The following is a 12,189-nucleotide window of genomic DNA, read 5'->3' as shown; positions in this document are numbered from 1 at the left end:
AATGAGCAACAGCAACATTCTCGACGGCAAGGTCGTCATCGTAACCGGCGCATCAAGCGGCATTGGCCGTGCGATCGCCATCCGTGCTGCCGAACATGGCGCCAAAGCAGTTATCGTCTCTGACGTCGTGGAAGCACCGCGCGAAGGCGGTGAACCGACTGCCTCCGAGATCAGAAAACTGGGGGCCAAATCCGTCTTCGTGAAAGCAGACGTCAGTCGCAAGGCCGACAACGACGCCCTCGTTGCGGCAGCAGAAGAATTCGGCGGCGTCGACGTCATGGTCGCAAATGCAGGCATTACGCTGAAGACAGACGGGGTGGAGGTTCCGGAAGACGATTACCGCCGCCTGATGTCTGTCAATCTCGATGGCCCGCTGTTTGGAGCGCAGGCAGCTGCGCGTCAGATGAAGGCACTGGACAAGCAGGGCAGCATTGTCCTCATGGCAAGCATGGGCGGTATCTCCGGGGCCGGCATCACAGTCGCCTACTCGACCAGCAAGGGCGGTGTCGTGCTGATGGCCAAATCATTGGCCGATGCTCTTGGCCCCGACGGTATCCGCGTCAATGCAGTCGCACCCGGCACCATCGACACGGAACTCCTTCGCACCAGCCCCGGTATTGCCCAGGCCTCCGAGGGTTTCCGCCAGAGAACACCTCTTCGCCGGCTTGGCAAACCGGCAGAAGTCGGAGATGCTGTGGCTTTCCTCGGCTCGGACCTGTCGAGCTATGTGTCGGGCACCGCGCTCCTGGTGGATGGAGGGCTGCTTTCCGTTATCTGATTTCTCGACCCTCCAGTCGGACCCGCGCCCTCAAAAGCGCGGGTTTTTCTTTGCCTGCATCATTCGATTTTCTCGACGATAATCGGCGATATTATCCAGCTTTTTCGTTTGTTCGGATGGTGGCAATTTCTCCTCACGACGCAGCCACGGTGGCTACGCCCTAAACTTAAGGAGAACGTCCATGTCTTATTCCGAAGCATTCGCCCAGCGCGTTGAAACTCTCTCCCATTCGGCCCTCATCAACGGCGTCACGCCTCTCACCGGCCGTGTCCTGCTGGCGGCAATCTTCCTTCTGTCCGGTATCAGTAAGATCTCTGATCCAGCTGGGACGATCGGCTATATCAATATGGTTGGCCTGCCCTTCCCGTCGCTGTCCTACGGTGCAGCGGTCGTGACTGAGCTCCTGGGCAGCATTGCCCTGATCCTCGGTTTCCAGACCCGCATCGTCGCTCTAATCCTTGCCCTGTTTAGCGTTGCCACGGCACTGACGTTCCACAACAACCTCAGCGACCTGAACCAGTTCATCCACTTCTTCAAGAACATCGCAATGGCCGGCGGCCTGCTCCAGGTCGTGGCGTTCGGCGCGGGGCGTTTCAGCCTCGACGCCCGCCGCTAAGCGAAGCACCCGATCAAAAGAAAAGCCCGGACGATGGTCCGGGCTTCTCGTGTTTTTACTTGCCCCATTCCGGGCCGCCATCGGTGCAGGTCTGGCCCCCATCGACAGGCAGGACAATTCCGGTGATCCAGGCAGCTTCATCACTGGCAAGAAAAGCAACCGCCGAGGCAATCTCTTCAGGTTGGCCTGCCCGTCGCAACGGGATCCGGTCCCACGCCTTTTCGAGGAGCGCGTCATCATCCATGATGGCATCCACCATCCACGTGACAGTAAGTCCGGGCGCCACTGTATTGGCTCTGACACCGAACTTGCCGAGGTCACAAGCTGCTGAGCGGGTCAAATTCGCAACCCCACCCTTTGCAGCATTATAGGCCGCGTGGCTCCAGCCGCCACCAAGGGATGAGACGGAGCCGATGTTGACGATCGAACCCTTGGTCTCCTTCAGATGCGGAACCGCGGCACGGCTCATATAAAAGACGCCGGAAAGATCCGAGGCGATGCATTCGTCCCAATCCTGATCGCTCGTCTCCTCGATGGTGCCGACAAGATTCATGCCAGCGGCATTGACGACAGTGTCGATGCGGCCGAACCGTTCGACCGTCGCTGCGACAAGGGCGTCGCAGTCCGGCCGTGAGGAGACATTTGCGACAAAGATGCCACTGCGGTCGGCCGGCATTTTCGAGGCAGCTTCCGACAACCGCTTCTCGGTTCTGCCGGAGATCATCACGGACGCTCCTTCCTCAAGAAGCCGGTTGGCAATGGCGGCGCCGATACCGGAACCCCCGCCCGTTACGATTGCAACTTTTCCATCAAATCGCTTTGACATGACACACTCCTTCATTCTCCGTGGCGAAGGCCGCGGCAGTGTTGGTTTCGTGTTTGGGTTTGACTGGATTGGTTCAGTTTGTCGGGAAGTCGGCGGAACGAGACAAAGCTTCCCAGGCAAGCACGTTCGCCTTGAGATCGTCAGCCTTCTTCAGGGCTGCGTCCGCGGCGTCATTGCCGAGCGGAAGGTGATGCGGAGGCTGTTCAGCCAGCACGGCTTCCCGGATCGCCTTTGCTGCGCGTGCGGGATCACCGGCCTGATTTCCGACCGAGGCGTGGTAAGCACGACGTGCCTCGCCCGCTGTCGCCTCGTAATCGTCAATGAACGCGGAGACCTCGTTCGACGAGCCTGCCCATTCCGTCCGGAAGGCGCTAGGCTCGACGGTCATGACGTTGATCCCGAGTGGCGCGACTTCTTTTCGGAGCGTATCTGACAGGCCTTCCACGGCAAATTTGGTCGCGCAGTAGTAGCCCACGCCGGTGTACCCCACCAGGCCGCCGATTGATGTCAGATTGACGATCGTACCACTGCGGCGGGCTCGCATATGCGGGAGCACCGAATGGATGGTGTTGGCAGTACCGAAGAAATTGACATCAAACAGGCGGCGGGCGTCGGCTTCGGCTGTTTCCTCAATAGCGCCAAAGAAACCGATCCCGGCGTTGTTGATCAGAACGTCGATGCGTCCGAAGTGCGCTTCTGCAGCGTCAACAACCTTTTGGCACTGATCCCGATCGATGACGTCGAGCGGGAGGATCAGGGCATCGCCCTTCTGCTCAAGATCCGCGATTTTGTCAGTCTTGCGAGCCGTCACCACGACCTTTTCACCGGCTTCCAGCAGGTGTTCTGCGATGTAGCGACCGAAGCCTGTAGAGCATCCGGTGACGAGCCAGACTTTTGGGTTTTGCGTGCTCATTTCATATACTCCTTTCTGTACCAGGCCTGCGGGGACCGTTGCTGGTAGCCGCAGATTTCCACGTCTTCGACACACAGGTCTGGGACCTTAGCCATAAACGCTTCGACGTAAGGCGTGCTCATATGCAGTTTGAAGTCGGAGGCGTGCCGCCAGTCTTCGAGCACCATCCACACGTCGGGAACATCATTGGACTGGTGGATCTCGTAACGGAGGCAGCCTTCCTCGTGTCGGGACGGAGCGACGAGCTGAAGCAGTTCGTCACCCAGATCTTCTGAGCGGCCCGGCTTTGCGGTGAAGTAGGCCACATTTGTAAGATCAGCCATTTCAGGTCTCCTCTTAGGTTGGGGCAACACCCGCATAGTGACGGCATGCCTGGAAAAAGATCTGCCGCGTCTTTGCGGGAGCTGTCGTCTTGCTCTTTTCAGACGCCGTTGATCGCGATGATGCGCGATGCGGCCGCAGCCTGCCGCTGAGCGGCCAAGGGCGCGTATTCGGGGGATGCGAAGAGCTGGCGGATCGCATCCTTGTCCGGAAATTCGATGATAAGCATGTTGGTGGCCGTCCAGCCCTCCAGCTCCAGTGGTGTTTCATCGATTGCGATGAGCGTGCCGCCGGCTTTGGCGACAAGCGGCAATGCCTTGGACCTGTAATCTTCGATAGACTTCATGTCGTGGATGTCGAGATCGACGATAAGATAAGCAGACATAGGTCTTTTCCTTTCCTGTTGAGTTTGTAGCTTCTGGGCTCATGGCGCTGTCAGGGGAGATGGCGCCATTTGACCATGCGGTCTTTTAGGTCGAGCGTGCCGCCGTCGACGGTGAACGTGCCGTCGCCGCGGTGATGCATCATTCGACGCTCTTTTCGGGTCTCGTTGATCCAGATCCTCGTCGCCTCAAGGATGAAGAGGTCGTAGGGATCAGAGAGCCTTGTATCGACGACCCGGCATTCTATGTTCGCCAGGCAATCGGGGAGGAGCGGCGCTGACACGTCCTTGGCAGGTCGCGTCTTGAGGCCGTACCTCTGGAATTTGTTCACCCGATCGCCCGGACAATTGCCGACGTCGACAACAGTTTCGGCGAGATCCAGACCGGGGACTGCGATGACACATTCTCCGGTTTTCCGGAGAGCCTGATAGCTGTGATCCCAGGGCCCAATGACACACCCGATCAGCGGCGGGTCATGCTGGATCATCATATGGAAGCCCATTGTCATCACATTGGGCTTGCCGTTATCGCTCGTGGAGACCATGACGATCGGGCCAGGTTCCAGAACGCGATAAGCTTGAGATGCGGGTAATTCCTTCATGACAATCTCCCTTGAGAGGTCCCTGCATCGAGGCAGGGACCCTTCAGGGTCGGTCTGTTACCAACCCTGTTCTACTGGCAGGACGAACAGCTCGGCGACGTCCACATGAGCCGGGGCCTGGGCGGCGAAGACGATGGTGTCGCCGATATCCTCGCCCTGGAGGAAGGTCATCTGGCTCGCCAGTTCGTCCATCTGCTTGCGATAGCCCGGATCGGTGATGTGATCGTAGAGTTCGGTGGCAACGGCACCCGGCTGGATGCAGGTCACGCGTATGCCGTGCTTCTGGCCGACTTCCATACGCAGGCCATCAGAGAAAGCCGTTACCGCATGTTTTGTCGCGCAGTAGACGGACAGACCCTTGAAGACCTTGCGACCAGCGATTGAGGACATGTTGAAGACATGGCCCGAATGCTGCTTGATCATCTGGGGCAAAACGGCGGCCGTCGTGTTGAGCAGGCCCTTCACGTTCACGTCCACCATTCGCTGCCACTCGTCAACCTTGAACTGGTCGATATCGGAGAGCGGCATCAGGCCGGCATTGTTGACGAGAATGTCAATCGAGCCGTAGGCTTCGATCAGCTTCATCACGCCCGCATCCACCGAGGCCGTATCAACCACGTCCATCTCGATGACAAGGGCTTCTCCACCCTTGGCTTCGATCTGTTTCTTGAGATCTTCGAGCTTGTCGGTGCGGCGGGCCGCGATGCCGACCTTTGCTCCGGCTTCAGCAAGCTTGACGGCGGTAGCAGCGCCAATGCCGCTCGATGCACCGGTGACCAGTGCGATCTTTCCGTTGAGGTTGGTCATTGTCTTTACTCCTTGTCTGGAGCCCACCACCGCGGTGGGCGTTTCGTTTTGACAAGGAGGAAATTACGCCTCGGTTTATCGCTCTTCTCTCGGGGGCTTGCTCAACCTGTCGCGATCTTGCGCGAAATCTTGCGTGGATGAAAATTACATACGACACTTATGTCGGGCGAGCCGGTTTCCCGAACGACTCACTCATTCTGGGCGTTCGCCTCTTTAAGAGCTGATGTGATCAAGACCATTGAGCGTGTATAGCATCTGCGCGGTCTCGACACCCTTCAGTGCGAACCGGCCAACGCATGCAAGGCGCTGGCGATTGCCACCTTCGATACGGTCGGCAAAGTTCGATGAGACTAACAGGTTTACGTCCAACGACCGGCACATCGAAACTATGCGGCTAACCTCGTTCACGGCCGGACCTATCACTGTGAAATCGAGCCGATCTTCGCTTCCGATGTTCCCAAAAAAGACATCGCCAACATGGAGTCCCAGACAGACCTCCGTTGTCGAACGGCCTTCCGATGTCCTCTTGCTATTGAGGGATTTTAGCCTGAGGCGAAGGAGGCTCTCGGCTTGCAGAGCCGCCTCACAGGCGTCGACCTGTCGATCCGCCCTGAATATTGCCAGGATACCATCTCCGATTAATTTCAGGACCGTGCCGCCAGCCCCATGAACAGCTGAGATGACCGCATCGCTGTAATCGTTCAGGAGCGGAATGATCTCTTCCGGCGCGACTGTAGCGGAGATTCTTGTATAATTTGCGAGATCCGAGAACCACAGCGCGGCGGATATCCGTTCGGATGCGCCCCGATTGATTTTACCCTCGAACACTTTCCGTGCAGCATCGCGCCCAAGATAGACTTCGGCAATTGTCCTTGCAATCCGCGCAACCGCAGCGCTTTTAATCGCCAATGCCAGAACCGGCAAAAGTGTACGAAGGTTCTGAAGATGAACATCAGAAAAACCATCAGGGTCTCGGGTCGCGAAGTGGGACAAGAAACAGTCCATCTCCCCGATTGTCCCCTGCTTCTCAAACCGATGGATGCAAGCGACAAAATCTGTGTGGCCAGAGGCACGCATATCGTCAAGCATCGCAAAATCGGCGGGATCGCCTAGTCCGATACGCCGTCGGATCTCGGAGTCCTCTCCGGCCCACAGGTGATAAAAAGCTGAGCGCTTCCAGTTTTCCAGCGCGTCTCCCTCACTGCTGGGACCATACGCGAATTCCGTCTCCACCTCCTGCTGACTGTCCCACCGAAAGGCGCGTCCCTCGTGAACCGGGTGAAGCGTGTCAATGAGCGCGAGGCTACGGTCAAGCGGTAACCCTGCGTCCCGACATGCTGCACAAAAGCCACCGAGCAAGATCGATTCTGTCGCTCCCCGAAGTCCCTCCTGCGCTAACCAGGCGGAAATACTTTCAATGTCCTCGTTCGTCATGCCTCTGGAACTTCCGCGCAACGTTGTCAGTGACTTACTGTGCGGGCTGGGATTGAGGAAAACAAGCGCATTAGTGTCTGGATCGAGCGCACTTTTCTGGAGCCGTCTCAGATCGTGTTTTGCGTTCGACGAAATGATCCCTCGAACTTTTGCCGGCGCAAAAGGTCAAAATTCAGCCTCGCCGATAGTGGCTCGGCGGCAGACCGGTTTCGCGACGGAAGACCTGCGCGAAATGGCTCGGGCTCGAATACCCGACAGACATGCCGATCTCGATGATGCTCGTATCGGTCTCCTGAAGGAGAAGCTGCGCACGGGTGATCCGCTGACGGATAAAGTAGCGTGATGGCGAGAGGCCCGTTGCTTTTTTAAACAGGCGACTGAAGTGGAATTCGCTCATTCCCACCGTTTCGGCGAGCTGGGCCAGATTGAACGGCTCTGCCAGATTTTCTTCGAGGTGAGCGACAGCACGACGAAGCTTGAAGCCGGGAAGTGCGTTCTGACGATCATCGGAAGTTTCGCTGGCGGCATAGTTTCGTATGAGATGCACGGCCAGTGTCTGCGCGAGGCCCTGAATAAATAGCTGGCTCCCCTTGCCCTCCGACGTCAGCTCCTGGTGGATAAGCGAAAGAAGGTGCGACAGCTGCGTGTCCTTACCCCCGGAGATGTCGCGGAGCGCAGGAGGAGCGGCGCAGCCCAGCACGTCGTAGGCAACGCGCTCGAACAGCGGAACGGAGAGATAGAGATGCATGACCTGGAAAGGTGCATCTCCGATTGCGCGCCAGCGCATCTCATAGGGCGTGGGGGAGCGGGTAAGAAAGAAGTCTCCAACGGTGACGGTGTTTGCCACCCATTCCCCGTCGAGGTCACGTTCCTCAACAACAGCCTGCCCCGACATCACCCAGACGATTAGAGGTTCTGCAACCGCCGGGACGAGGAAAGGCTCCTGCTTGGTGAGGCGAGAGTAGACTTGCACGAACATATCGTTCCAAGCCGGACTATCTCCACTCACTAGTGTGCGGCCGGCAATATACTGCTCGAGCCCGAGTGGGGACGTCCGATCAGGCCTTGCAATGGCCTTCGTCACCTCAGGCACGAGGTCGGCTCGAAATAAAGACTTCCCAGTTACAGCCGGGATCGACGGCAAGATCTTTTGACCGGATGCTTCCAAATCTTCCAATGTCGAGCCTTTCTTAAAAAGAGGGCAGAACTGCTCCTACGGAACACAGCCTGATCAACACCTTCGTTCACAACCTTCATTAATGTTGCGAAGCAGCATCTGGTTTCAGACGAGAACATGCCCAGCTCTTATTTTACTTTTGGATCCAAACCGATGCGAAATCGCGTCTTCGCGTCCAGGCTTAAAAACGACACCACGCCGGCTACAGATATGCCGGCGTGGTATCCAGGCTATTTCTTGCGATAGAGAACCATTCCCGCGTGGTACAGGACGCCATCGACGAAATCGCCGTCGGCAGTAAAGCCAGTGTCGTCCCAGTACTCGATGTGGTCTCCCGACACCTCGTATCGTCCTTGATAGGCACTTTCGCGTCGGCCACGCGCCTCGTCGTAGCGGCCGTTCGGAAGCAACTGATGACGGATGCTACCGTCTGCGGTCTCCCACATGCCAACATACGGGTGTGAAGGCGTTGCGGTGGTCATTGTGCCGCCTCCGTCTTTCCCAGAAAAGACTGAATGGTCTCTGGTTCGACGACCCAGGCGTAATTCAGTTCATGCCGGATCTTCCATCTGCCACCAGTGCATTCCCAGCCCAGCTGCGAGCGGCCGTCAAAAGCGATCACCTTGCCATCAAGTCGATCGATACGTCCAACGAAGCCAAGAGTCGTCGAAGCAACTGTGTCGCCGACGATTGCGTCATGGCCTCCGGTCAAGCCGTGGCGAACGGATCGGGCGGCGTTTTGCAACGCTTCCCAGTTGGCGCCGTAGCGAGCCGAATTGTCAAAGAGCTGTGTGCTTCCAGGTGCGAAATTATCGTAGAAAACGCCTTTCGTGTTCTCCAGATCGTAATACTTGTTCAGCTTTTCTGCGAACACGAATTTGCCATCACCTTCATGACGCTCCCAGCCCTTCATGATCCAGTCTGCATGGAGTGCGAGAGGAGCTTCGGCGCCGTGCGGGGGGCACGCACTATCCTGCGCAGCGACAGGTCCGGCGCAAATTCCGAGCCCCAATGCTGCTGCGAGCGTGATCTTGATGTTCGTCATTTGGATATCTCCTTCGTTGATCGTTGCTATTGCCTGCCGTGCTGTGCGGGATGCGACTGTCGGCCACGGGTAGAAGGTAGACAAATTCGATTGTCGCTTGTATTCCCTTTTCGCTAACGAGATTGGTTAGCAGGATGCGACAATGATAATCGACCTTAACCTTGTGCCAGTGTTTCTGGCAGTGGCCGAAGAGGGCAACTTCAGAGCCGCGGCTGACAGATTGGGGGTTACACGTTCGGCCGTAAGCCAGGGCATACGCCGGCTCGAGGATATTTGCGGCATCGCGCTTGTCAGCCGCACGACCCGTAGCGTGCGGCTCACCGAAGCCGGCAACCGCTTCCGCGAAACCTTGTCGCAACCGATGGCCGAGGTCAGATCTGCGTTCGAGAACGTGGCGGGGGATGCCAGACCAAGTGGCTTGCTGCGGATTGCGGTCACATCGATTGCGGAACAATTCCTGTCAGGCCCACTGATCGCGTCATTCGCTGAGGCCCATCCCGGCATCACGATCGATGTTACTGTGACGGACGACGTATTCGACATCGTGGCGGCGGGCTTCGATGCGGGGGTTCGGCTGGGTGAGGTGATTGAGCAGGATATGGTCGCGGTTCCACTGACCAAACAAGAGAAAGAAGTGGTCGTGGCAACGCCGCGATACTTCGAGGTCCACGGAATGCCCCGCCATCCTCGGGACCTTGTGCGTCATCGCTGTATCGGTTGGCGACCGTCTCCAAGTGCTGCGCCGTACCGGTGGGAGTTCGAGGAGGATGGAATACCTCTCGACGTCGCTGTTGAGCCGCAAATCACCACAAACGATCTGTACCTGATGATCCGGACTGCGCTTGCTGGCGGCGGTATTACATTTGCGCTGGAAGAGACGTTTCGTTCGTATATCGAACGAGGCGAGTTGATCACAGCGCTAGAGGAATATTTGCCCCCATTTCCAGGTTTTTTCCTTTACTTCCCCAACCGCCGCAATATGGCGCCCAAGCTGCGCGCACTTATTGACCACGTTCGTGGGCACAAGCTTGGGTAGTGCTAGCGGTCACTCGCGGGGGAAGCCCCCAGCGAAATCGACGTTCGTCATTTTGGAAGAAGAGGCTGGTGGAAGCCTCTTCTCGTATTCGCCTGTTGCGCGGATGACAGCCGGTGCTAGACCCTTAAGCGTAGTTGATCGGTAGCCAGTCGTAATTCGTGCTGTCCTTGCGGACATGGCCGATGCCCGGAAAGGCGATATGCGCGCCGGCCACCAGATATTTGCCCTCTACCGCCCGCTTGAACGCAGCGTCGCGTGCAAGCACAGCGGCTTTCTGGTCGATATCGAATTCAATCGCGACTCCTGGTTCATCGAACTGCAGGATATCACCATGGGTGATGTCACCCCAGAATACGATCTTATGGCCTCCGCTCTCCAGTGTGATGGCACTGTGGCCCGGCGTATGTCCCGCATAAAGAATGGAACCAAGACCGGGAACAGGCGCTGCGTTATCCGCGAAGGTTTCGAATTTTCCGGCTTCCACGTATGGCGTCACGCACTGTTCCGCCTCGCCGAAATGCTGCTTGACGATGCCTGTCGCCGCCTTGGCGTTTGCCGCATTCAGCCAGAATTTTGCCTCTCGTTCATTAACCCGCAAGGTGGCGTTCGAGAAGGTGCGTTTGCCTTTGCTCATCAACCCGCCGGAGTGATCGGTATGAATATGGGTGAGAATGACGTCGTCGATCTCATCCAGCTTGTAACCGGATGCCTCGATGTTCGAAGCGAGCCTGCCGAGTGAGGGGCCCAGATAGGTACCGGTGCCTGCGTCAATCAGCACCAGTCTTTCGCCGGTGTTGACCAGGAACGCGTTGACGGAAGTTGGTACCAGTTCGGGCAGAAAGGCATCATTCAAAGCGTCCTGCGCGTGGTGTTCGCTCGTGTTGGTGTAGAGCTTGGCGAGCGGCAGGGCGATGGTGCCGTCCGACAGGGCAGTGACCTCTACAGAGCCGATCATAAGCCGGTAGAAACCCGGTGCCTGAGCAGCGGCATAAGGTGCCTTGGCGAAGACGATTGATGGTGCGACGAAGGGTGCTGTGACGAGGCCGGTCAGAGCGCTTTTGAGAATGGAACGACGGGATGGCATGGATTTGCTCCTTACGTGAGTGTGCGGGACGGCTTGAAAGTTCCTGCCCATCAGCTAAGGATGCTTCGGTCAGCAATCAAATCGATACCACTCATGCAAGCCATCGATCATTTCAATCTTCGTTCCTTTGATCTCAATCTTCTCGTCGCCTTCGATGCGATGATGGAAGAGATGAGCGTCACCCGGGCAGCCCAGCGGCTGAAAATTCAGCAGCCTGCGATGAGCCACAATATAGCGACCCTGCGCACGCTGTTTCAGGACGATCTTTTCATCCGTGTTGGTCAGGTGATGAAGCCAACCGCACGGGCGCTCAATTTATCCGGCCCGGTACGGCAGGCTCTGCGGCAGGCGCAGGCGGCCGTTTTGATGGCGGACGAATTCAATCCGGCCACCGAGCAACGCACATTTCGGCTGGGACTTTCCAGCGAGGTGGAACTGCTATTACTGCCCGATCTGACGGTGCGGTTGCGGGATATCGCGCCGGGTATCCGCATTCTCGCCCGCGGTGGTGATGCGCAGGAAGTGGAATCGATGCTAGATGCGGGTGTCATCGATTTGTCTGTAGGATGCAGTTATCTGCCGGACTCACGGCACCATAGCGAGCCCTTGTATCAGTCCAGCGTATTGTGCTGTTTCAACCCGCAGCTAATGAACCTTTCCAGCCCAGTGAGCCGCAATGACTATATGGCCGCACAGCACGCGGTGATCTCACAAACAGACAGCCTTCATGGTTGCGTTAAGGATGCGCTGGAACATGCAGGTGCAGACTTGGAAGTCGTGGCGGCAGCTCCCGATTTCATGTCGATATTGGCCACCGCGCGTTCATCTGCAGTGATTGCCACCGTATCTTCGCGTATCGCGCTTCGTTATGGGCCGCTATTGGGACTCGAGGTCAGTCCAGTGCCACTGGCACTCTCTTTCCCTCCGGTGGCGATGGTTTGGCCCCTTCATATGGATAGTGATCTGGGCTGCGCATGGTTGCGGCAGCAAATCCGTGAGGCGATGCTGGGGACGAACGAGAGCAAAGTTATCGCGGATATTGCGGAGTGGATCCATGGAGATCAGGATGTCCCTGATGCCTTGCTCTAAATGGGGTTAGAACCGATAATTCCGTAATGAAAATTATCTGATTTTTGGTTGTAAGGGGGGTACATTCTATTTCCAAGTG

15 protein-coding genes are annotated in these 12,189 nt (G+C 57.2%); 4 read left to right on the top strand and 11 right to left on the bottom strand.

From position 1 onward, the window contains the following. Position 1 precedes the first annotated feature (1 nt). Positions 2-778, top strand: a complete 777-nt coding sequence (locus FY156_27755) for an SDR family oxidoreductase (protein UXS05363.1) — start codon at positions 2-4, stop codon at positions 776-778. A 181-nt stretch (positions 779-959) separates the two neighbouring features. Continuing rightward, complete coding sequence (locus FY156_27750; protein ID UXS05362.1) at positions 960-1,394, top strand: DoxX family protein; 435 nt, start codon at positions 960-962, stop codon at positions 1,392-1,394. Between the two features lie 55 nt (positions 1,395-1,449). Here FY156_27750 and FY156_27745 read toward each other — a convergent pair whose 3' ends face one another. From FY156_27745 to FY156_27700, 10 genes are all read right to left on the bottom strand, one after another. Next, positions 1,450-2,220: an SDR family oxidoreductase gene (locus FY156_27745; protein UXS05361.1), complete on the bottom strand. Its 771-nt coding sequence runs from the start codon at positions 2,218-2,220 to the stop codon at positions 1,450-1,452. 73 nt (positions 2,221-2,293) lie between these two features. Further along, positions 2,294-3,133, bottom strand: a complete 840-nt coding sequence (locus FY156_27740; GenBank protein UXS05360.1) for an SDR family NAD(P)-dependent oxidoreductase — start codon at positions 3,131-3,133, stop codon at positions 2,294-2,296. Further along, entirely contained in the window at positions 3,130-3,456 is a 327-nt protein-coding gene (locus tag FY156_27735; protein ID UXS05359.1) for an antibiotic biosynthesis monooxygenase, read from the bottom strand. The genes FY156_27740 and FY156_27735 overlap by 4 nt, the downstream gene beginning before the upstream one ends. A gap of 98 nt (positions 3,457-3,554) precedes the next feature. After that, positions 3,555-3,839, bottom strand: coding sequence for a DUF1330 domain-containing protein (locus FY156_27730; protein ID UXS05358.1), 285 nt, complete (start codon positions 3,837-3,839; stop codon positions 3,555-3,557). A gap of 50 nt (positions 3,840-3,889) precedes the next feature. Then, positions 3,890-4,438: a flavin reductase family protein gene (locus FY156_27725; protein UXS05357.1), complete on the bottom strand. Its 549-nt coding sequence runs from the start codon at positions 4,436-4,438 to the stop codon at positions 3,890-3,892. Between the two features lie 57 nt (positions 4,439-4,495). Next, positions 4,496-5,245 (bottom strand): SDR family oxidoreductase, encoded by a 750-nt coding sequence (locus FY156_27720; protein ID UXS05356.1) that lies wholly within the window; start codon positions 5,243-5,245, stop codon positions 4,496-4,498. Between the two features lie 213 nt (positions 5,246-5,458). Then, positions 5,459-6,679, bottom strand: coding sequence for an adenylate/guanylate cyclase domain-containing protein (locus FY156_27715; protein ID UXS05355.1), 1,221 nt, complete (start codon positions 6,677-6,679; stop codon positions 5,459-5,461). A 172-nt stretch (positions 6,680-6,851) separates the two neighbouring features. Further along, complete coding sequence (locus tag FY156_27710; GenBank protein UXS05354.1) at positions 6,852-7,856, bottom strand: helix-turn-helix domain-containing protein; 1,005 nt, start codon at positions 7,854-7,856, stop codon at positions 6,852-6,854. A 230-nt stretch (positions 7,857-8,086) separates the two neighbouring features. Further along, the gene (locus tag FY156_27705) at positions 8,087-8,338 is read right to left on the bottom strand and encodes a hypothetical protein (protein ID UXS05353.1); all 252 of its coding nucleotides are present in this window, start codon (positions 8,336-8,338) and stop codon (positions 8,087-8,089) included. Further along, the gene (locus FY156_27700) at positions 8,335-8,901 is read right to left on the bottom strand and encodes a hypothetical protein (protein ID UXS05352.1); all 567 of its coding nucleotides are present in this window, start codon (positions 8,899-8,901) and stop codon (positions 8,335-8,337) included. Before FY156_27700 ends, FY156_27705 begins: the two co-directional genes overlap by 4 nt. Before the next feature lie 142 nt (positions 8,902-9,043). On the opposite strand from FY156_27700, the gene FY156_27695 reads away from it, so the two are divergent. Next, complete coding sequence (locus FY156_27695; protein ID UXS05351.1) at positions 9,044-9,937, top strand: LysR family transcriptional regulator; 894 nt, start codon at positions 9,044-9,046, stop codon at positions 9,935-9,937. Between the two features lie 124 nt (positions 9,938-10,061). On the opposite strand, the gene FY156_27690 is transcribed toward FY156_27695, so the two are convergent. After that, positions 10,062-11,021 carry an MBL fold metallo-hydrolase gene (locus tag FY156_27690; GenBank protein ID UXS05350.1) on the bottom strand — a complete coding sequence of 320 codons (960 nt, stop codon included), beginning with the start codon at positions 11,019-11,021 and terminating at the stop codon, positions 10,062-10,064. A gap of 93 nt (positions 11,022-11,114) precedes the next feature. On the opposite strand from FY156_27690, the gene FY156_27685 reads away from it, so the two are divergent. Next, on the top strand, positions 11,115-12,110 hold the full coding sequence (locus FY156_27685; GenBank protein UXS05349.1) for a LysR family transcriptional regulator: 996 nt from the start codon (positions 11,115-11,117) through the stop codon (positions 12,108-12,110). Positions 12,111-12,189: the final 79 nt, after the last annotated feature.

Origin of the sequence: Agrobacterium tumefaciens, from assembly GCA_025559845.1 — a bacterium.
GTDB lineage: Bacteria > Pseudomonadota > Alphaproteobacteria > Rhizobiales > Rhizobiaceae > Agrobacterium.
Note: the sequence above shows the minus strand (reverse complement) of the source record. Positions and strands in the feature narration are given on the sequence as shown.

Bases quoted from the DNA above. Each gene is read 5' to 3' on its own strand.
- FY156_27745 (UXS05361.1), bottom strand. From the start codon at position 2,220: ATGTCAAAGCGATTTGATGGAAAAGTTGCAATCGTAACGGGCGGGGGT.
- FY156_27685 (UXS05349.1), top strand. From the start codon at position 11,115: ATGCAAGCCATCGATCATTTCAATCTTCGTTCCTTTGATCTCAATCTT.
- FY156_27705 (UXS05353.1), bottom strand. From the start codon at position 8,338: ATGACCACCGCAACGCCTTCACACCCGTATGTTGGCATGTGGGAGACC.
- FY156_27720 (UXS05356.1), bottom strand. From the start codon at position 5,245: ATGACCAACCTCAACGGAAAGATCGCACTGGTCACCGGTGCATCGAGC.
- FY156_27735 (UXS05359.1), bottom strand. From the start codon at position 3,456: ATGGCTGATCTTACAAATGTGGCCTACTTCACCGCAAAGCCGGGCCGC.
- FY156_27690 (UXS05350.1), bottom strand. From the start codon at position 11,021: ATGCCATCCCGTCGTTCCATTCTCAAAAGCGCTCTGACCGGCCTCGTC.
- FY156_27695 (UXS05351.1), top strand. From the start codon at position 9,044: ATGATAATCGACCTTAACCTTGTGCCAGTGTTTCTGGCAGTGGCCGAA.
- FY156_27700 (UXS05352.1), bottom strand. From the start codon at position 8,901: ATGACGAACATCAAGATCACGCTCGCAGCAGCATTGGGGCTCGGAATT.
- FY156_27750 (UXS05362.1), top strand. From the start codon at position 960: ATGTCTTATTCCGAAGCATTCGCCCAGCGCGTTGAAACTCTCTCCCAT.
- FY156_27740 (UXS05360.1), bottom strand. From the start codon at position 3,133: ATGAGCACGCAAAACCCAAAAGTCTGGCTCGTCACCGGATGCTCTACA.
- FY156_27730 (UXS05358.1), bottom strand. From the start codon at position 3,839: ATGTCTGCTTATCTTATCGTCGATCTCGACATCCACGACATGAAGTCT.
- FY156_27715 (UXS05355.1), bottom strand. From the start codon at position 6,679: ATGACGAACGAGGACATTGAAAGTATTTCCGCCTGGTTAGCGCAGGAG.
- FY156_27725 (UXS05357.1), bottom strand. From the start codon at position 4,438: ATGAAGGAATTACCCGCATCTCAAGCTTATCGCGTTCTGGAACCTGGC.
- FY156_27755 (UXS05363.1), top strand. From the start codon at position 2: ATGAGCAACAGCAACATTCTCGACGGCAAGGTCGTCATCGTAACCGGC.